This is a genomic window from Streptomyces roseolus, from assembly GCF_014649855.1.
GTDB lineage: Bacteria > Actinomycetota > Actinomycetes > Streptomycetales > Streptomycetaceae > Streptomyces > Streptomyces roseolus.
This window is the reverse complement of sequence record NZ_BMTV01000029.1, coordinates 1-19,305: the sequence shown is the minus strand read 5'-3', so window position 1 is coordinate 19,305 and position 19,305 is coordinate 1. Positions and strand designations below refer to the sequence as shown.

Here is a 19,305-nt window from a genome sequence, read left to right as displayed (position 1 = left end):
CGACGACCGGGGGGAAGCCGCCCGTCAGGGTGAGGGCGGGCGCGGACCGGGCCGGGTTTTCCACAGGTCACGGCGGTTGTCGGTGGCCGGGTGCACGATGGGGGGCATGGTCACGTCCGCGCTCGAAGACTTCTCCCCGGCCACCCGAGGGTGGTTCACCGGGGCGTTCACCGCGCCCACGGCCGCCCAGGAGGGCGCCTGGCGGGCCATCGGAGCGGGCTCGGACGTGCTCGTCGTGGCCCCGACCGGCTCGGGCAAGACGCTGGCCGCCTTCCTCGCCTCCCTGGACCGGCTGGCGTCCGTGCCGGTCCCGGCCGAACCGAAGAAGCGCTGCCGGGTGCTGTACGTCTCCCCGCTGAAGGCGCTCGCCGTCGACGTGGAGCGCAATCTCCGCTCGCCCCTCACCGGCATCCGCCAGGAGGCCGTACGCCTCGGGCTGTCCGAGCCGGACGTGCGGGTCGGCATCCGGTCCGGCGACACCCCGGCGGCCGAGCGCCGCGCGCTCGCCACCAGGCCGCCGGACATCCTGATCACCACCCCCGAGTCCCTCTTCCTCATGCTGACCTCGGCCACCCGGGAGGCGCTGTCGGGGGTGGAGACGGTCATCCTGGACGAGGTCCACGCGGTCGCCGGCACCAAGCGCGGCGCGCATCTGGCCCTCACCCTGGAGCGGCTCGACGAGCTGCTGCCCCGCCCCGCACGCCGGATCGGCCTGTCGGCCACGGTCCGTCCGGTCGACGAGGTCGCCCGCTTCCTCTCCCCCAACCGCCAGGTGGAGATCGTCCAGCCCCCGTCGGGCAAGGAGTTCGACCTCTCCGTCGTCGTGCCCGTGGAAGACATGGGCGAGCTGGGCGGATCCCCCGCCTCCGAGGGCAAGGACGGCGGCGACAGGCCGTCGATCTGGCCGCACGTCGAGGAGCGGATCGCCGACCTCGTCCAGTCCCACCGCTCCACGATCGTCTTCGCCAACTCCCGGCGCCTCGCCGAGCGCCTCTGCAACCGCCTCAACGAGATCGCCTACGAGCGGGCCACCGGCGAGCCCGCCCCCGAAGGTGCCCCGCCCGCCGAGGTCATGGCCCAGTCGGGCGCCGCGAAGGGCGCGCCTCCACTGCTCGCCCGCGCCCATCACGGCTCGGTCTCCAAGGAGCAGCGCGCCCAGGTCGAGGAGGACCTGAAGGCGGGCCGGCTGCCCGCCGTGGTCGCCACCTCCAGCCTGGAGCTCGGCATCGACATGGGCGCGGTCGACCTCGTCGTCCAGGTCGAGTCGCCGCCCTCGGTGGCCTCCGGGCTCCAGCGCGTCGGCCGCGCGGGCCACCAGGTCGGCGCGGTCTCCACGGGCGTGGTGTTCCCCAAGTACCGCGGCGACCTGGTGCAGGCGGCCGTCGTCACCGAGCGGATGCGCTCGGGCTCCATCGAGGCGCTGCGGATCCCGGCCAACCCGCTGGACGTGCTCGCCCAGCAACTGGTCGCGATGGTCGCCCTCGACACCTGGCAGGTGGACGACCTGCTGACGGTGGTCCGCCGGGCCGCCCCCTTCGCCTCGCTCCCCGAATCGGCCTTCACGGCCGTGCTCGACATGCTCGCCGGCCGCTATCCCTCGGACGCCTTCGCCGAGCTGCGCCCGCGCGTGGTGTGGGACCGGGTGGCGGGCACGGTCACCGGCCGCCCGGGGGCCCAGCGGCTCGCGGTCACCTCCGGCGGCACCATCCCGGACCGGGGCCTGTTCGGGGTGTTCCTCGCCGGGTCGGACCCGAAGAAGGGCGGCGGCCGGGTCGGCGAGCTGGACGAGGAGATGGTGTACGAGTCGCGGGTCGGCGACGTCTTCACGCTGGGCACCACCTCCTGGCGGATCGAGGACATCACCCGCGACCGGGTCCTGGTGTCGCCGGCGCCGGGCGTGCCGGGGCGGCTGCCGTTCTGGAAGGGCGACCAGCTGGGCCGGCCGCTCGAACTGGGCCGCGCGGTCGGCTCGTTCCTGCGCGAGCTGGGCGCGCTCGGCGAGGAGGACGCCCGGCTGCGGCTGATCACCGCGGGCCTGGACTCCTGGGCGGCGGAGAACGTCCTGGCGTATCTGAAGGAGCAGCGCGAGGCCTGCGGCCACGTGCCGGACGACCGCACGATCCTGGTGGAGCGCTTCCGCGACGAGCTGGGCGACTGGCGGGTCGTCGTCCACTCCCCCTTCGGGGCGCAGGTGCACGCGCCGTGGGCACTGGCGCTCGGCGCCCGCCTCGCCGAGCGGTACGGCATGGACGCGCAGGTGATGCACGCCGACGACGGCATCGTGCTGCGCCTGCCCGACGCCGATCTGATGGGCCTCGACCTGGGGCTCGACCTGCTGGACCACGAACCGGTCGACCCCGGCCGCCACCAGGACACGGTGTACGACGCGGACCGGGCGCCGGTGGGCGCGGCGGACACCGTCTTCGACAAGGGCGAGGTGGCGCAGATCGTCACCGACCAGGTGGGCGGCTCCGCCCTGTTCGCCTCCCGCTTCCGCGAGTGCGCCGCCCGCGCCCTGCTGCTGCCGAAGCGGAATCCGGGGAAGCGCACCCCGCTCTGGCAGCAGCGCCAGCGGGCCGCCCAACTGCTCCAGGTGGCGAGCGAGTTCGGCTCCTTCCCGATCGTCCTGGAGGCCGTCCGCGAATGCCTCCAGGACGTCTTCGACGTCCCCGGTCTCACCGAGCTGATGGGCGACATCGAGGCCCGCCGCGTCCGCCTCGTCGAGGTCACCACCCCCGAGCCGTCCCCCTTCGCCCGCTCCCTGCTCTTCGGCTACGTGGCACAGTTCCTGTACGAGGGCGACTCCCCGCTCGCCGAGCGCCGGGCGGCCGCCCTCTCCCTGGACTCCCGGCTCCTCGCGGAGCTCCTCGGCCAGGCGGAGCTGCGCGAGCTGCTCGACCCCGAGGTGCTGGCCGAGCTGGAGCGGGAGCTCCAGTGGCTGACCGAGGAGCGGCGGATCAAGGACGCCGAGGGCGTGGCGGACCTGCTGCGGATCCTCGGCCCGCTGACCGACGCCGAGCTCACCGCGCGCGGCGCCGAGGGGGGCTGGGCGCGGGAGCTGGCCCGCTCCCGGCGCGTGATCACGGTGCGGATCGCGGGCGCCGAGCACTGGGCGGCGATCGAGGACGCGGGCCGGCTCCGCGACGCCCTCGGCACGGCGCTGCCGGTCGGCATCCCCGAGGCGTTCACCGAACCGGTCAAGGACCCGCTCGGCGACCTCCTCGCCCGGTACGCGCGCACCCACGGCCCCTTCACCTCCTCCCAGGCCGCCGCCCGATTCGGCCTGGGCGCCGCCGTCACCGACGGCGCCCTCCAGCGCCTCGCCGCGTCCGGAAGGGTCGTCCAGGGCGAGTTCCACCCCTCGGGCATCGGCCAGGAGTGGTGCGACGCCGCCGTCCTGCGCCGGCTGCGACGCCGCTCCCTGGCGGCGCTGCGGCACGAGCTGGAACCGGTGCCCCCGGCGGCCCTGGCGACCTTCCTCCCCCAGTGGCAGCACCTGGGCGGCGGCCTGCGCGGGATCGACGGCCTGGCCCGCGCGATCGAGCAGCTCCAGGGCGCACCCGTGCCGGCGTCGGCCCTGGAGAAGCTGGTCCTGCCGTCCCGGGTCCGGGACTACTCCCCGGCGATGCTCGACGAGCTGACCACCACCGGCGAGGTGGTCTGGGCCGGGGCGGGCTCGCTGCCCGGCAAGGACGGCTGGGTCTCGCTCTACCTCGCGGACGCGGCCCCGCTGCTGCTGCCCCCGCCCCATCCGCTGGAGCTCACCGCGCTCCACGAGTCGGTCCTGACGGCCCTGACCGGCGGATACGGCCTCTTCTTCCGGCAGATCGCCGACCAGGTCCGGATCACCACCCATCCGGACGCCACCGACCCCCAGCTCGCCGACGCCCTCTGGGACCTGGCCTGGTCGGGCCGGCTCACCAACGACACCCTGGCACCGCTGCGCTCCTTCCTCGGCTCGGGCCGCACCGCCGGCTCCACCGCCCACCGGGCCCGGCGCACGGTGCCGCGCGGGCGGTACGGCACGCTGGGCGCCACCCGTCCCGCCTCCCGCTCCGGCCCGCCGACGGCCTCGGGCCGCTGGGCGCTGCTGCCGCCCGCCGAGCCCGAGCCGACCCACCGGGCGCACGCGCTGGCCCGCACCCTGCTGGACCGGCACGGGGTGGTGACCCGCGGCGCCGTGGCCGCCGAGGGCGTCGCGGGCGGCTTCTCCGCCGTCTACCGGATCCTGTCCGCCTTCGAGGACAGCGGCCAGGCCCGGCGCGGCTATGTCGTGGAGGGGCTGGGCGCGGCCCAGTTCGCGATGGACGGGGCCGTGGACCGGCTGCGGGCGGCGGCGACCGCCCGGGACCGGGGCGCCGAGGCGGCCGCGGGCCCGCGGGCGGTGGTGCTGGCCGCCGCCGACCCGGCGAACGCGTACGGGGCGGCCCTGCCGTGGCCGGAGCCGCCGACCGGCGCGGGCCACAAGCCCGGCCGCAAGGCGGGCGCCCTGGTGGTCCTGGTCGACGGCGAGCTGATCCTGTACGTGGAGCGCGGCGGCAAGACGGTGCTGTCCTGGCCGACGGAGCCGGACGCTCCGGCCCTCGCGGCGGCGGCCGGCGCCCTGGCCGAGGCGGCCCGGGCGGGCGCCCTGGGCACGGTCACGGTCGAGCGGATCAACGGCGCGACGGCCCTGACCTCCCCCCTGGCCCGCCCCCTGGAGGCGGCCGGCTTCCTGGCCACCCCCCGAGGACTCCGCCTCAGATCCTGACCCGCCCGAAGGCCGCCCACCACCGCCCCCGCCCACGAAGTCGCCCCGACCGGCATCATGGCCCCATGCCCGAAGGAGACACCGTCTGGCAGGCCGCCCGCCGACTGCACACCGCGCTCGCCGGCCGGGTGCTGACCCGCGCCGACCTGCGGGTGCCCCGCTTCGCGACCGCCGACCTCACCGGTCGCGCGGTCCTGGACGTCACCCCGCGCGGCAAGCACCTCCTGACCCGGATCGAGGGAGGGCTCACCCTCCACTCGCACCTGCGGATGGACGGCGCGTGGAAGGTGTACCCGACCGGGGAGCGCCCGCGCGGCGGCCCCGAGCACCAGATCCGCGCCGTGCTGGGGAACGAGGAGCACACCGCGTACGGCTACCGCCTCCCGGTCCTGGAACTGCTCCGTACCGCCGAGGAGGCCCGGGCGGTCGGCCATCTGGGCCCCGACCTGCTCGGCCCGGACTGGGACCCGGAGGAGGCGGCGCGCCGTCTTCTCGCCGATCCGTCCCGCTCCCTCGGCGAGGCCCTGCTCGACCAGCGCAATCTCGCCGGCATCGGGAACGTCTACAAGTCGGAGCTGGCCTTCCTCGCGGCCGTCACCCCGTGGCTCCCGGTCGGCGAGCTGGACCCCGGGATCCCGCCCCGCCTGATGGCGACCGCCCACCGCCTCCTGGAGGCGAACAAGGACCGTCCCGACCGCCGCACCACGACCACCCGGCGGCCCCGCACCCCGCTCCACGTCTACGGCCGCGAGGGCCGCCCCTGTCTGCGCTGCGGCGCCCCCGTCCGCAAGGCGGAGCTCGGCGACCGCGTCACCTACTGGTGCCCGGGCTGCCAGCACGGCCCCCGGGGAACTCCCTCGGACCAGCACACCCCACACAATTGACGGCCCGTCATCTCCAGTCGTACAGCCCCGGCATGGGCCTCTCGGCGTACGACCTCACCGGCCGCGCCTCGTTCACGACGGGACGGATCCCGCGTCCGAACGGCGACGCCGCCATGCCCTGGTGAGGCGCGCGGGCCGTGAAGAGGCGGCCACGTGCACCGGCAGCAGGCTCAGCCCCCAGCCGCCCGCGGCCACCGCCCCCTCGACCGGTCCGGAGTCCCCCGGAACCAGCAGCAGGCGCAGCACCGCCCACCACCAGAGCCCCCCGACCACCAGTCCGACCGCGATCAGCGTGAGCGTCACCAGCGGAACCCGTCGCCGTACCATGGCCGCCTCCTGCGCTCGACGCTAGACCGGCAGGATCACCCGGCGGGAGGGCGCACCGGTGTCAGACCCGGCGCACACCCCGCGCGCGATCCGGCGGTCGCCCCCGCGCTCGGCCCCGGGAGCGCTCCGGACAGCAGCCCCCGCGTCACGTATCGCCACGTCGGCCGCCTAGGCGCTCTCGGCCTGGAACATCCACGAATGCTTCTCGAGGTCGGCCGTGAGGCCGATGAGGATGTCCTGGCTGACGGGGTCGGGCTCGCCGGTGGCCTCCACCCGCTCCCGCATCCGGGTGATGACGGCGCCGAGCGAGGTCACCAGGATCCGTACGGCGTCGGCGTCCTTGATCCAGCCCTCCGGGACGGCACCGATGGCGCTGCCGGCGGCCACCGTCGCCGCCCGCCCGTCGGGATTGACCCCCAGCGCCGAGGCCCGCTCGGCCACGGTGTCGGAGTGCAGCCGTGCGGTGTCCACCACTTCGTCCAGCTGCAGGTGGACGGAGCGGAACCGCGGCCCCACGACGTTCCAGTGCACCTGCTTGGCGACCAGGGCCAGGTCGACGAGATCGACGAGGGCGCCCTGGAGGGCGTCGCCGACCGTCTTGAGGTCGGTCTCGGACAGCGGGCTCTTCACGACAGACATGCGGAATCTCCAACCAGTCGAACGTCTCCCCCACCATGGCACGCCTGTCCGGAATCCGGCATCTCAAACAAAAGACCTGAAGCGCCGACAAAAGCTCCGAAGCGAAAGAACATCACGTCGAAGCCCCGGCCGATGCTCCGTCAAGGGGCACCGACCGGGGCTTCGACCCGTTCGGGGAATCAGGCGGCGACGACGTCCACGGCCTCCGCGGGCGCCTTGATGGTCACCCGCTCGGTGGACACACCGGCCACCGACGTCACCGACACCGAATTGAGCATCGGACGGACCGGCGCAGGCACCGGTTCGCTCGAAGCCGCCGACGCGGCCAGTTCGGCCAGTGACAGCTCGTCGCTCACTTCCCTCATGAGCTCGGACATCCGTACGTCCAGCGCGTCGCAGATAGCGGAGAGCAGCTCGGAGGAAGCCTCCTTCTGCCCCCGCTCCACCTCGGAGAGATAGCCGAGCGAGACTCGGGCGGACGAGGAGACTTCGCGCAGAGTACGGCCCTGGCGCTGGCGCTGCCGACGCAGCACGTCACCCAACAGGCGACGGAGCAGAATCATCGGTGGCTCCCTCCTCGGACCGCGTAGCCGCATCCTTCACGCCCCACCGTACCGCCTTGCGCCGCGGCCGTGCGGGGAGCGATGTCGTGTTCACTCAGGGCTGCAAACATCAATTCCCCCCGTTCTGTTCCGTATCCTGTGCCCGCGCATTTCCCGAGAGTTCCGCGTGGAGCAGTTCCAGCACGCTCCGCACGCTCTCTCTACGAATGTCCGCGCGATCGCCGTTCAATCTCAACGAGACCACTTTCCCGGCCGCCGCGCCTGTCGTGGCGGGTCCGGCGACCGCCACGTAGACGGTCCCCACGGGCTGCCCGTCCTGCGGATCGGGCCCCGCGACACCGGTCGTCGCCATCCCCCAGTCGGCCCCGAGCCGCTCGCGCACACCCCGTGCCATCTGCAGCGCGACCTCGGGATCCACCGCCCCGCGCTCCCGCAGCAGGCCGGCGTCCACCCCCAGGAGCTCGTTCTTGAGGGGGGTCGCGTACGCGGTGACGGAGCCGCGGAAGGCGCGGGACGCGCCGGGCGTCCCGGTGAGCTCGGCGGCCACGAGGCCGCCGGTGAGCGATTCGGCGGCGGCCAGCGTCTGGCCGCGCTCCGTGAGCAGACCGAGGACGCGGGCGGCCACCGCGCTCATCGCGCCGAGGCCTCCGTCGCCCCCGAGCGGGCCGCGGCCCGCTCGGCCGCCAGCCCCCTGCGCCTCAGCACGACCGCCTGTCGCACATAATCCAGACCGGTGACGACGGTCAGCACGACCGCCACCGTCATCACCCAGAAGCGCAGCGTGGCCAGCGGGCCGGTCAGCATGAGCACGTACATGCCCACGGCCGTGCCCTGGGCGAGCGTCTTCATCTTGCCGCCCCGGCTGGCCGGGATGACCCCGTGCCGGATCACCCAGAAACGCATCAGAGTGATCCCCAGCTCGCGCGCCAGGATCACCGCCGTCACCCACCACGGCAGATCGCCGAGGGCCGACAGGCAAATGAGTCCGGCGGCCATGATCGCCTTGTCGGCGATCGGGTCGGCGATCTTCCCGAAGTCGGTGACCAGGTTGTACGTGCGGGCGAGATGTCCGTCGAAGACGTCCGTGATCATGGCGACGGCGAACGCCGCCCAGGCCCAGGCCCGCCAGGCGGGGTCGTGCCCGCCGTCCTGGAGGAGCAGCACCACGAAGCCCGGCACGAGGACCAGCCGGATCATGGTGAGGATGTTGGCGATGTTCCAGACGCTGACGGGGTTCACGGCCGCCGAGCCCAGCTTGCCGCGGGGCGCCGGCCTGCCGGTCCCGCCCGTCGCGGATGCCGGGACTCCGGTCATCTGCCCACCTCCTCGACATACTCCGCCACGAGGTCGACGCCTTCGCCGGCCACGACCTTCGCCCTGACCATACGGCCCGGGGCCAGGTCGAGGCCCGCGCCACCACCGTCGGTGAGGATCACCTGCCCGTCCGTCTCCGGGGCCTGGTGGGCGGCGCGGCCGATCCAGCCGTCCTCCTCGTCCTCGGTCTCCACCAGTACCTCCAGCATCTCCCCGATCCGCTCCTCCGCGCGCTGCGCGGTGAGCTCCTCGGCGAGGCGGGAGAGGTGGGCGAGACGGGCGTCGACGACCTCCTGGTCGAGCTTGTGCTCGTACGTGGCGGCCTCGGTGCCGTCCTCGTCGGAGTAGCCGAAGACTCCGATGGCGTCGAGCCGGGCGTGGGTGATGAAACGCTCCAGCTCGACGAAGTCGGCCTCGGTCTCGCCGGGGAAGCCGACGATGAAGTTGGACCGGGCACCGGCCGTCGGGGCCTTCTCGCGGATCGTCGCGAGGAGGTCGAGGAAGCGGTCGGTGTCGCCGAAGCGGCGCATGGCGCGCAGCACGTCGGGGGCGCTGTGCTGGAACGACAGGTCGAAGTAGGGCGCGACCTTGTCGGTGGAGGTCAGCACGTCGATGAGGCCGGGGCGCATCTCGGCCGGCTGGAGGTAGCTGACCCGGACGCGCTCGATGCCGTCGACGGCCGCGAGCTCGGGCAGCAGGCCCTCCAGGAGGCGGATGTCGCCGAGGTCCTTGCCGTACGAGGTGTTGTTCTCGGAGACCAGCATGATCTCCTTGACGCCCTGCTCGGCGAGCCACCGCGTCTCGTTCAGCACGTCCGAGGGACGGCGGGAGACGAAGCTGCCGCGGAAGGACGGGATGGCGCAGAAGGAGCAGCGGCGGTCGCAGCCGGAGGCGAGCTTCACGGAGGCGACGGGGCTGCGGTCGAGACGGCGGCGGAGCGGGGCGCGGGGCCCCGAGGCGGGCGCGAGGCCCTCGGGCAGGTCGCCCGGGACGTTCTGCGGCTCCTCGGCGGCTCCGTGGCCCGGGAGGGCGACCTCGGCGGCGGCCTGCTGGCGGTCGACCGGGGAGAGCGGGAGGAGCTTGCGCCGGTCGCGCGGGGTGTGGGCCTCGACGCTGCCACCGCTGAGGATGGTCTGGAGGCGGTTGGAGATGTCGGCGTAGTCGTCGAAGCCGAGCACTCCGTCGGCCTCGGGGAGGGCGTCGGCCAGCTCCTTGCCGTAGCGCTCGGCCATGCAGCCGACGGCGACGACGGCCTGGGTCCTGCCGTGATCCTTCAGATCATTGGCTTCGAGGAGGGCGTCGACGGAGTCCTTCTTGGCGGCTTCGACGAAGCCGCAGGTGTTGACGACGGCGACGTCTGCGTCCTCGGCGTTCTCGACGAGCTCCCAGCCGTCCGCTGCCAAGCGGCCTGCGAGCTCCTCCGAGTCCACCTCGTTACGGGCGCAGCCGAGAGTGACAAGGGCGACGGTACGGCGTTCGGGCATGGACTCAAGACTACTTCGTCCCGGACGTGACCCCGTCGCTCAGGGTTCACCTGCGCGACGGAGGTCACACCACACCCGCTCGGTCAGCCGGCCTCGGGGTCGCCCTTGGTGTAGCTGAGGCGCTCCACCTGGCCGTCCTCGAACTTTCCGGAGACCTTCTTGCCGTTGACGTAGAGCTCGATCGCGCCGGCGTTGCCGAGGACGAGGTCGACCTTCTCGTCGTCCTGGAAGGTCTTGGTGTCGCCTTCCTGGAGGAAGCCGTCGAAGAGCATCTTGCCGTCGGAGGCCTTGGCCGAGATCCAGCTCTTGCCGTCGGCGGTGAGCTTGACGGTGACCTTGTCGGCCGGGACGGCCGCGATGGCGCTCTCGGTCGGTTTGGGGGCGGGCTTGACGGGCTTCGGCTTGGCCGGGGAGGACGCCTTCTCCGGGGCCGGGGCCGGGCCGCCCTCGGCGGCCGTGGTCCCCTTCGGCTCGTCGGTGCCGTTGAACATCGTGAAGCCGACGAAGCCGACCACGGCGACGATCGCCGCGACCATCGCCGCGGTCCAGTTGGGCCGCCGGGGCTCGGGGCGGATGCGTTCCGCCTCGAACAGCGGGGCGGCGGGGGTGGGCGAGGGACGGCCACCGTGCTCGGCGTCGTACCGCTCGATCAGCGGCGCCGGATCGAGCCCGACGGCGCGCGCGAGCGTGCGGATGTGACCTCGTGCGTAGACGTCGCCGCCGCAGCGCGAGAAGTCGTCCTCCTCGATGCCGTGCACGATCGGGATCCGGACACGGGTGGAGGCGCTGACCTCTTCGACGCTGAGGCCGGCGGCGATGCGGGCCTGCTGGAGGGTGCGACCGATCGGTTCCCGGTCGTCTGACGGGAACGTCCGGTCGTCTTCGGGGGAGTTGCCGATGGACACGAGAGCGCCTTTCGAGCGTGTAGCCACCTGCTGGACGTTCAGTCTATGGGTGGTACGAAAGGGTGGGGCAACCGGGCGGGTGCGGTTTGTACGCCATGAGGTTGTACATCCCGACGGCGGACGTCCTCCGGGGGGAAGTCCTCCGGGAAGACGGCCTCTGAGGGGACATCCTCTTCCCCTCCGTCCAACTTGACGTACGACGAGGGGAAACGGTTGCCCTCTGTTCCCTTACGAGTGAGTCTCGGCCAGGTCTCGAACGCGCACCCCGCTCCGGCCGGCCCGCGCGTCCCCTCCCGTCACTCCTCCGACTCGCCGCGGATCACCGCGAGCACCCCGTCCAGCTCGTCCGGCTTGACGAGCACGTCCCGCGCCTTGGAGCCCTCGCTGGGGCCCACGATGTTCCGCGACTCCATCAGGTCCATCAGCCGGCCGGCCTTGGCGAAGCCCACCCGCAGCTTCCGCTGGAGCATCGACGTCGAGCCGAACTGGGTCGAGACGACGAGCTCGGCCGCCTGGCACAGCAGGTCGAGGTCGTCGCCGATCTCCTCGTCGATCTCCTTCTTCTGCTTGGTGCCGACGGTGACGTCGTCCCGGAAGACCGGCGTCATCTGGTCCTTGCAGTGCTGCACGACGGCCGCGACCTCGGCCTCGGTGACGAAGGCCCCCTGCATGCGGGTCGGCTTGTTCGCGCCCATCGGCAGGAAGAGGCCGTCGCCCTTGCCGATGAGCTTCTCGGCGCCGGGCTGGTCGAGGATGACCCGGCTGTCGGCGAGCGAGGAGGTGGCGAAGGCGAGCCGGGACGGCACGTTCGCCTTGATCAGGCCGGTGACGACGTCCACCGAGGGCCGCTGGGTGGCGAGCACCAGGTGGATGCCGGCGGCGCGGGCCAACTGGGTGATGCGGACGATGGCGTCCTCGACGTCGCGGGGCGCGACCATCATCAGGTCGGCGAGCTCGTCGACGATGACGAGCAGGTACGGGTACGTCTTGAGCTCGCGCTCGCTGCCGGGCGGCAGCTGCACCTTGCCGTCGCGGATCGCCTGGTTGAAGTCGTCGATGTGCCGGAAGCCGAAGGCGGCCAGGTCGTCGTAGCGCAGGTCCATCTCGCGCACCACCCACTGGAGGGCCTCGGCGGCCCGCTTGGGGTTGGTGATGATCGGGGTGATCAGGTGCGGGATGCCCTCGTAGGCGGTGAGTTCGACCCGCTTGGGGTCGACGAGCACCATCCGGACGTCCTCCGGGGTCGCCCTTATCATCACCGAGGTGATGAGGCAGTTGATGCAGGAGGACTTGCCGGAGCCGGTGGCGCCTGCGACCAGCACGTGCGGCATCTTCGCCAGGTTGGCCATCACGTAGCCGCCCTCGACGTCCTTGCCGAGCGCGACCAGCATCGGGTGCTCGTCCCCGGCCGCGTCCGCGAGCCGCAGCACGTCCCCGAGGTTCACCATCTCGCGGTCGCTGTTGGGGATCTCGATGCCGACCGCGGACTTGCCGGGGATCGGCGAGATGATCCGCACGTCCGGCGAGGCCACCGCGTAGGCGATGTTCTTCGTCAGGGCGGTGATCTTCTCGACCTTCACGGCGGGCCCGAGCTCGACCTCGTACCGGGTGACCGTCGGCCCCCGGGTGAAGCCGGTGACGGCGGCGTCCACCTTGAACTCGGTGAAGACGTTCGACAGCGCGTCGACGACGGCGTCGTTCGCGGCGCTGCGGGTCTTGCCCGGCCCGCCCCGCTCCAGGAGGTCGAGCGAGGGCAGCGCGTACGTGATGTCGCCGGCGAGCTGGAGCTGCTCGGCCCGCGGCGGCAGGTCCGTCGGCTCCGGCGCCGGCTTGGTCAGATCCGGTACGGGTCCACCCGCGGGGCGCTTCTGCCCGCCCCGCGCGGTCGGCACGTTCGGCGGCGTCTTCGGCTTCGGCGGTACGGGCCCGGTGGCCTCGTCCGTCGCCGCCCCGGCCCCCTCGGCCAGGGCGGCGTCCCGCTCGGCGGTCACGTCCCGGGTGAGGTCGGCGACCAGCGGCGACGGCGGCATCCCGTTGAGCACCGCGCCGTCGAGCGCGGCGGCCGCGGCGGCGGCCACGTCGACCGGGTCGAGGCCGAGATCGGGGTCGGGGGCGCTCGTGCGGGGCCGGACGGTGCGGCCGCGCCGCTCCAGGGCCTCCGCCTCGACCCGGTCCACGTCGTACGGGTCGGCGGGCCCGCCGCGGCGCCTGGCCGGGCGGGCGGCGCGCGGCGGCGCCTGCCTCGGGTCGTCGTCGTACGGCTCGTAGGCGTCGTAGTCGTGCCCGGCGTACTCCTCGGCGGCCTCCTCGTACGCGGGCTCGACCAGCCCGAGCCGGACGCCGAGGGCGCGCAGCCGCTGCGGGATCGCGTTGACGGGGGTGGCGGTGACGACGAGCAGGCCGAAGAGGGTGAGCAGCACGAGCAGGGGGACGGCGAGCGCCTCCCCCGTCATGAACACCAGCGGCTGGGAGGACGCCCAGCCGATCAGCCCGCCCGCGTCCTGCATGGCCTCCGCGCCGGAGTCCCGGCCGGGCGAACCGCAGGCGATGTGGACCTGCCCGAGGACGCCGATGACGAGGGCGGAGAGCCCGATGACGATCCGGCCGTTGGCCTCGGGCCGCTCCGGGTAGCAGAAGAGCCGGAAGGAGATGGCGCCGAGGAGCAGCGGGACCAGCAGGTCGAGCCGGCCGAAGGCGCCGGTGACCAGCATCTCGACGAGGTCGCCCACCGGGTTGTCCAGGTGGGACCAGGTCCCGGCGGCGACGACCAGCGCACCGCCGAGCAGCAGCAGCGCGAGCCCGTCCTTGCGGTGGACGGGGTCGAGCCCCTTCGCGCCGCGTCCTATCCCCCGGAACACCGCGCCGACGCCGTGCGCGGCACCCTTCGCCACCTTGTACACGCCGCCGGTCGGGGACGGCGCGGGCCGGGGCGCCGGCCGCTTCGCCGCGGTCTTCTTCGCGGGCGCGCGCCTGGCGGGCGCGGCCTTCTTGGCCGCCGCCTTCTTCGCGGGCGCCTTGCCCGGGGACTTCGCGGTGGACTTGGCTGCGGACTTGGCGGTGGTCTTCTTCGCCGCGCCCGTGGTCCGTCCGGCGCGCGATGGTGCGGTGCCCTGGGAGCCCTTGCCGGACGTACGTGAAGCCATGGTGTCGAGGTTACCGGTGAGCGGCCGGGCTGTCCGCCTCACCCGAACGTGTCGTCCTTGCCCCGCCCCGAAGCTGACGACCGCTCACCCCGGAACGGCCTCCGGGTGACGCCGGCTCAGCTCTGCGCGGGCAGCGGGGGTACGCCTCCGGTGCCGGGCTCCAGCGCGTCAAGGGCCCGCCGCAGTCCGGTGAGCTTGCGCTCCAGATGGGCGGCGGTGGCGACGGCCGCCGCGTCGGCGGACTCGTCGTCGAGCTGCTTGGAGAGCGCCTCGGCCTGCTCCTCGACGGCCGCGAGCCGGGCGGAGAGCTCGGCGAGCAGCCCGGCGGCCTCCTTGCCCTGGCCGCCCTCGCCGCCGCCCTCCAACTGGAGCCGCAGCAGCGCCGCCTGCTCGCGCAGCTTGCAGTTCTTCATGTACAGCTCGACGAAGACCGAGACCTTGGCGCGCAGCACCCACGGGTCGAACGGCTTCGAGATGTAGTCGACCGCGCCGGCCGCGTACCCCCGGAAGGTGTGGTGCGGGCCGTGGTTGATCGCGGTGAGGAAGATGATCGGGATGTCCCGGGTCCGCTCGCGGCGCTTGATGTGCGCGGCGGTCTCGAAGCCGTCCATTCCGGGCATCTGGACGTCGAGCAGGATGACCGCGAAGTCGTCCGTCAGCAGCGCCTTGAGCGCTTCCTCCCCGGACGATGCCCGCACCAGCGTCTGATCGAGCGCGGAGAGAATGGCCTCCAGCGCCAGCAGATTCTCCGGCCGGTCATCGACCAGGAGGATCTTGGCCTTCTGCACCATGCCCCGTCCTCCTCGTCCCGGCAACGGCTCGACCCGGCTTCCGGAACTCCTGCCGGAACCGGGAGAAGCACCGGGCGCCGCCCCGGAGGACGGCTTCCTGGCGCCGTCCGTCCTTGTGCCGGTCATCGTAGCCGCACCCCGCCTGTCGCCACACCCTGTCACCGTGATGTCACTGTGCACAGTGCGGAAACGGGGCGCGGGTCGAGAAGGTTCCCCGAATCCGGCGCCCTCACACGCCGACGGCGACAGTACGCCGCGCTTTCCGGAGGCACGCCGCCGGGCGCCGGTCCCGAGAGGGCCCGGCGCCCGGCGGCCGGGCCTCACTCGCCCCGCATCCACTGCTCCATGACGGTCAGCAGGTAGTCGGGGTCGACCGGCTTGGTGACGTAGTCGGAGGCCCCCGACTCGATCGCCTTCTCCCGGTCGCCCTTCATCGCCTTCGCGGTGAGCGCGATGATCGGCAGCCCCGCGAACTGCGGCATCCGCCGGATCGCGGTCGTCGTCGCGTACCCGTCCATCTCCGGCATCATGATGTCCATCAGGACGACCGTCACGTCGTCGTTCTGCTCCAGGACCTCGATGCCCTCCCGCCCGTTCTCCGCGTACAGCACCGCGAGCCCGTGCTGCTCCAGCACGCTGGTGAGGGCGAAGACGTTGCGGATGTCGTCGTCGACGATGAGGACCTTCTCGCCGGCGAAGGAGTAGGTGCGCGGCGGCTGCGCACCGCGCTCCGGCTGCGCGCCCGCGGCCTCCCCGAGGACGTCCTCGGGGCCCTGCTGCCCGGGGACCGCGCCCCGGACCTCGACCGTGCCCGCCCCCTCCGGCGTCTCCGCCGCGGCCTCGGCCTTCCTCCGGTGCCGGAAGAGCGCCCCGGCGCCCGACCGGGCCTCGCTCCGCGCGGGCGCGGGCGGGAAGTGCGGGAAGGTGGGGCCGGACGGGCCGTCCTCGGCCTCCGGTCCCGGCTCGTCCGCCTCGCCCTGACCGTACCCGTGCGGCGGCACCTCGGTCGGGTTCAGCGGCAGGTAGAGGGTGAAGGTGGAGCCGCGGCCCGGCTCGCTCGCCGCGAAGATCTCGCCGCCGAGCAGCCGGGCGATCTCCCGGCTGATCGAGAGCCCGAGGCCCGTACCGCCGTACTTGCGGCTGGTGGTGCCGTCGGCCTGCTTGAACGCCTCGAAGATGACCCGCATCTTGCTGGCCGCGATGCCGATGCCGGTGTCGGTCACCGAGAAGGCGATGAGGTCGCCGTCGGCGTCGCGCAGCGAACCGGCCTCCAGGAGCTGCTCCCTGATGGACTGCGGCACGTCCGCGCCGGCCGGCCGGATCACCAGCTCGACCGCGCCGGAGTCGGTGAACTTCACCGCGTTCGACAGCAGGTTGCGCAGCACCTGGAGGAGCCGCTGCTCGTCGGTGTGGAGCGTGGCGGGCAGCTCGGGCGAGACCCGGACCGAGAAGTCCAGGCCCTTCTCCGCGGTGAGCGGCCGGAAGGTCGCCTCCACGTAGTCGACGAGCTGCACCAGGGCGATCCGGGTCGGGGAGACGTCCATCTTGCCCGCCTCGACCTTCGACAGGTCGAGGATGTCGTTGATGAGCTGGAGCAGGTCGGAGCCGGCGCCGTGGATGGTCTCGGCGAACTCGACCTGCTTCGGGGTGAGGTTGGTGTCCGCGTTGTCCGCGAGCAACTTGGCCAGGATGAGCAGCGAGTTGAGCGGCGTGCGCAGCTCGTGCGACATGTTGGCGAGGAACTCGGACTTGTAGCGCATGGAGACGGCGAGCTGTTCGGCGCGCTCCTCCAGGACCTGCCGGGCCTCCTCGATCTCGGTGTTCTTGACCTCGATGTCGCGGTTCTGGCGGGCAAGCAGCTCGGCCTTGTCCTCCAGCTCGGCGTTGGAGTTCTGGAGCTCCTTCTGCCGGTGCTCCAGCTCCGCCGACCGCTCCCTGAGCTGCTCGGTGAGCTCCTGCGACTGCTTGAGCAGCACCTCGGTCTTGGTGTTGACGCTGATGGTGTTGACCGTGGTCGCGATGAGTTCGGCGATCTGGTTGAGGAAGTCGCGCTGGATCTGGGTGAAGGGCTGGAAGGACGCCAGCTCGATCACGCCGAGGACCTTGCCCTCGAAGAGCACCGGCAGCACGATCACGTGCGCGGGCGAGGCCTCGCCGAGCCCGGACGAGATCTTCAGGTAGCCGGGCGGCACGTTGACCTGGATGGTCCGCTTCTCCTCCGCCGCCGTCCCGATGAGCGTCTCGCCGGGGCGGAACGAGGTCGGCATGGACCCGGCCGAGTAGCCGTAACTCCCGCGCATGCGCAGCTCGTACGAGCCGCTTCCCTCGCCGACGAGTTCGGTGTCGTGGTTGGTGGAACCGGTCGGCGTCGCCACGAAGAAGGCACCGTGCTGGGCGGAGACCACCGGCGTCAGCTCGCTCATGATGAGCGAGGCCACGTCGTCGAGGTCCCGGCGGCCCTGCATGAGGCCGGAGATGCGGGCCAGGTTGGACTTCAGCCAGTCCTGCTCGTCGTTGGCGAGGGTGGTGTCGCGCAGGTTGGCGATCATCGTGTTGATGTTCTCCTGGAGCGCCTGGATCTCGCCGGCCGCGTCCACACCGTCGATCTTGACGTTGAGGTCGCCGCGGGTGACCGCGGTGGCGACGGCCGCGATGGCGCGCACCTGCCGGGTGAGGTTCCCGGCCATCTCGTTCACGGAGAGGGTGAGGTCGCTCCAGGTGCCCTCGACGTCCCGGACCCGCGCCTGGCCGCCGAGCTGCCCGTCGGTGCCCACCTCACGGGCCACCCGGGTGACCTCCTCGGCGAAGTTCGACAGCTGGTCGACCATCGTGTTGATGGTGTTCTTCAGCTCCTGGATCTCCCCCCGCGCCTCGATGTCGATCTTCTTGGTGAGGTCGCCCTTGGCGATGGCGGTGGTGACCGCGGCGATCTGCCGCACCTGGCCGGTGAGGTTGTCGGCCATGCTGTTCACCGAGTCGGTGAGGTCCTTCCAGGTGCCGGAGCCGCCGGGCACCCGGGCCTGGCCGCCGAGGATGCCGTCGGTGCCCACCTCGCGGGCCACCCGGGTCACCTCGTCGGCGAACGAGGACAGCGTCGTCACCATCGTGTTCACGGTCTCGGCGAGTTCGGCGACCTCGCCGCGCGCCTCGACCGTCACCTTCTTCGTGAGGTCGCCGTTGGCGACCGCCGAGGAGACCCGGGCGATGTTCCGCACCTGACTGGTCAGGTTGTTGGCCATCAGGTTGACGTTGTCGCTCAGGTCCTTCCAGATGCCGGTGACCCCGCGCACCCGGGCCTGGCCGCCGAGGATGCCCTCGGTGCCCACCTCACGGGCCACCCGGGTCACCTCGTCGGCGAAGTTCGACAGCTGGTCCACCATCGTGTTGACGGTGGTGACGAGCTCCAGGATCTCGCCCTTGGCGTCGACGGTGATCTTTTTCGACAGGTCGCCGCGGGCGACGGCGGTGGTGACCTCGGCGATGTTCCGGACCTGGAAGGTCAGGTTGTTCGCCATGAAGTTCACCGACTGGGTCAGGTCCTTCCAGGTGCCCGAGACCCCCTGCACCTCGGCCTGGCCGCCGAGGATGCCCTCGGTGCCCACCTCGCGGGCCACCCGCGTCACCTGGTCCGCGAAGGACGACAGCTGGTCCACCATGGTGTTGAGGGTGTTCTTCAGCTCCAGGATCTCGCCCCGGGCGTCCACGTCGATCTTCTGCGACAGGTCGCCGCGCGCGACCGCCGTGGCGACCTGCGCGATGTTCCGCACCTGGGCCGTCAGGTTCCCGGCCATGCCGTTCACCGAGTCGGTGAGGTCCCGCCACACGCCGGCGACGCCCGGCACCTGCGCCTGCCCGCCGAGCCGTCCGTCGGTGCCCACCTCGCGGGCCACCCGCGTCACCTGGTCGGCGAAGGCGGAGAGCTGGTCGACCATCGTGTTGATGGTGTTCTTCAGCTCCAGGATCTCGCCGCGCGCGTCCACGTCGATCTTCTGCGACAGGTCGCCGCGCGCCACGGCCGTCGTCACCTGCGCGATCTGCCGCACCTGGGAGGTGAGGTTCCCGGCCATGAAGTTCACCGAGTCGGTCAGCTCGCGCCAGCGGCCGGAGACCCCGTCCACCCGCGCCTGACCGCCCAGCCGGCCCTCGGTGCCCACGTCGCGGGCCATCCGGGTCACCTGGTCGGCGAAGGACGACAGCTGCGACACCATCGTGTTGACGGTGTTCTTCAGCTCCAGCATCTCGCCGGCCACGTCCACCGTGACCTTCTGCGACAGGTCGCCGTTGGCCACCGCCGTCGTCACCTGCGCGATGTCCCGCACCTGCCCGGTGAGGTTGTGGAAGGCGGTGTTCACCGAGTCGGTGAGGTCCTTCCACGTGCCGGCCGCGCCCTGCACCTGCGCCTGCCCGCCGAGCCGGCCCTCGACGCCGACCTCGCGGGCGACCCGGGTCACCTCGGACGAGAACGACGACAGCTGGTCCACCATCGTGTTCACGGTGTTCTTCAG

At 72.4% G+C, this 19,305-nt stretch carries 12 protein-coding genes; 2 read left to right on the top strand and 10 right to left on the bottom strand.

What is annotated here, in order from left to right:
• Nucleotides 1-106: 106 nt before the first annotated feature.
• Entirely contained in the window at nucleotides 107-4,750 is a 4,644-nt protein-coding gene (locus IE245_RS29060) for an Lhr family ATP-dependent helicase (RefSeq protein WP_189952896.1), read from the top strand.
• A gap of 65 nt (nucleotides 4,751-4,815) precedes the next feature.
• Nucleotides 4,816-5,634: an Fpg/Nei family DNA glycosylase gene (locus IE245_RS29055; protein ID WP_189952894.1), complete on the top strand. Its 819-nt coding sequence runs from the start codon at nucleotides 4,816-4,818 to the stop codon at nucleotides 5,632-5,634.
• 72 nt (nucleotides 5,635-5,706) lie between these two features.
• Here IE245_RS29055 and IE245_RS29050 read toward each other — a convergent pair whose 3' ends face one another.
• The 10 genes from IE245_RS29050 to IE245_RS29005 all read right to left on the bottom strand — a co-directional run.
• Nucleotides 5,707-5,961: a hypothetical protein gene (locus IE245_RS29050; RefSeq protein WP_189952892.1), complete on the bottom strand. Its 255-nt coding sequence runs from the start codon at nucleotides 5,959-5,961 to the stop codon at nucleotides 5,707-5,709.
• Between the two features lie 168 nt (nucleotides 5,962-6,129).
• Complete coding sequence (locus tag IE245_RS29045; protein WP_189952890.1) at nucleotides 6,130-6,600, bottom strand: Dps family protein; 471 nt, start codon at nucleotides 6,598-6,600, stop codon at nucleotides 6,130-6,132.
• Nucleotides 6,601-6,779: 179 nt separating this feature from the next.
• On the bottom strand, nucleotides 6,780-7,163 hold the full coding sequence (locus tag IE245_RS29040) for a helix-turn-helix domain-containing protein (protein ID WP_189952888.1): 384 nt from the start codon (nucleotides 7,161-7,163) through the stop codon (nucleotides 6,780-6,782).
• 109 nt (nucleotides 7,164-7,272) lie between these two features.
• The gene (locus tag IE245_RS29035) at nucleotides 7,273-7,797 is read right to left on the bottom strand and encodes a CinA family protein (RefSeq protein WP_189952886.1); all 525 of its coding nucleotides are present in this window, start codon (nucleotides 7,795-7,797) and stop codon (nucleotides 7,273-7,275) included.
• The gene (gene pgsA / locus IE245_RS29030; protein WP_189952884.1) at nucleotides 7,794-8,477 is read right to left on the bottom strand and encodes a CDP-diacylglycerol--glycerol-3-phosphate 3-phosphatidyltransferase; all 684 of its coding nucleotides are present in this window, start codon (nucleotides 8,475-8,477) and stop codon (nucleotides 7,794-7,796) included. Before pgsA ends, IE245_RS29035 begins: the two co-directional genes overlap by 4 nt.
• Complete coding sequence (gene rimO, locus IE245_RS29025) at nucleotides 8,474-9,961, bottom strand: 30S ribosomal protein S12 methylthiotransferase RimO (RefSeq protein ID WP_189952882.1); 1,488 nt, start codon at nucleotides 9,959-9,961, stop codon at nucleotides 8,474-8,476. The genes pgsA and rimO overlap by 4 nt, the downstream gene beginning before the upstream one ends.
• An 83-nt stretch (nucleotides 9,962-10,044) precedes the next feature.
• Entirely contained in the window at nucleotides 10,045-10,866 is an 822-nt protein-coding gene (locus IE245_RS29020; RefSeq protein ID WP_189952880.1) for a helix-turn-helix domain-containing protein, read from the bottom strand.
• A 296-nt stretch (nucleotides 10,867-11,162) separates the two neighbouring features.
• The gene (locus tag IE245_RS29015) at nucleotides 11,163-14,009 is read right to left on the bottom strand and encodes a DNA translocase FtsK (RefSeq protein ID WP_189952878.1); all 2,847 of its coding nucleotides are present in this window, start codon (nucleotides 14,007-14,009) and stop codon (nucleotides 11,163-11,165) included.
• Nucleotides 14,010-14,125: 116 nt separating this feature from the next.
• Nucleotides 14,126-14,800 (bottom strand): response regulator, encoded by a 675-nt coding sequence (locus IE245_RS29010; RefSeq protein WP_169094221.1) that lies wholly within the window; start codon nucleotides 14,798-14,800, stop codon nucleotides 14,126-14,128.
• 320 nt (nucleotides 14,801-15,120) lie between these two features.
• Nucleotides 15,121-19,305 (bottom strand): HAMP domain-containing protein (locus IE245_RS29005; RefSeq protein ID WP_189952876.1); only part of this gene is annotated, 4,185 nt, incomplete at its 5' end.

Coding starts and splice junctions, on each gene's coding strand:
- IE245_RS29055 (WP_189952894.1), top strand. CDS start 4,816: ATGCCCGAAGGAGACACCGTCTGGCAGGCCGCCCGCCGACTGCACACC.
- IE245_RS29015 (WP_189952878.1), bottom strand. CDS start 14,009: ATGGCTTCACGTACGTCCGGCAAGGGCTCCCAGGGCACCGCACCATCG.
- IE245_RS29040 (WP_189952888.1), bottom strand. CDS start 7,163: ATGATTCTGCTCCGTCGCCTGTTGGGTGACGTGCTGCGTCGGCAGCGC.
- pgsA (WP_189952884.1), bottom strand. CDS start 8,477: ATGACCGGAGTCCCGGCATCCGCGACGGGCGGGACCGGCAGGCCGGCG.
- IE245_RS29045 (WP_189952890.1), bottom strand. CDS start 6,600: ATGTCTGTCGTGAAGAGCCCGCTGTCCGAGACCGACCTCAAGACGGTC.
- IE245_RS29050 (WP_189952892.1), bottom strand. CDS start 5,961: ATGGTACGGCGACGGGTTCCGCTGGTGACGCTCACGCTGATCGCGGTC.
- IE245_RS29010 (WP_169094221.1), bottom strand. CDS start 14,800: ATGGTGCAGAAGGCCAAGATCCTCCTGGTCGATGACCGGCCGGAGAAT.
- IE245_RS29035 (WP_189952886.1), bottom strand. CDS start 7,797: ATGAGCGCGGTGGCCGCCCGCGTCCTCGGTCTGCTCACGGAGCGCGGC.
- rimO (WP_189952882.1), bottom strand. CDS start 9,961: ATGCCCGAACGCCGTACCGTCGCCCTTGTCACTCTCGGCTGCGCCCGT.
- IE245_RS29060 (WP_189952896.1), top strand. CDS start 107: ATGGTCACGTCCGCGCTCGAAGACTTCTCCCCGGCCACCCGAGGGTGG.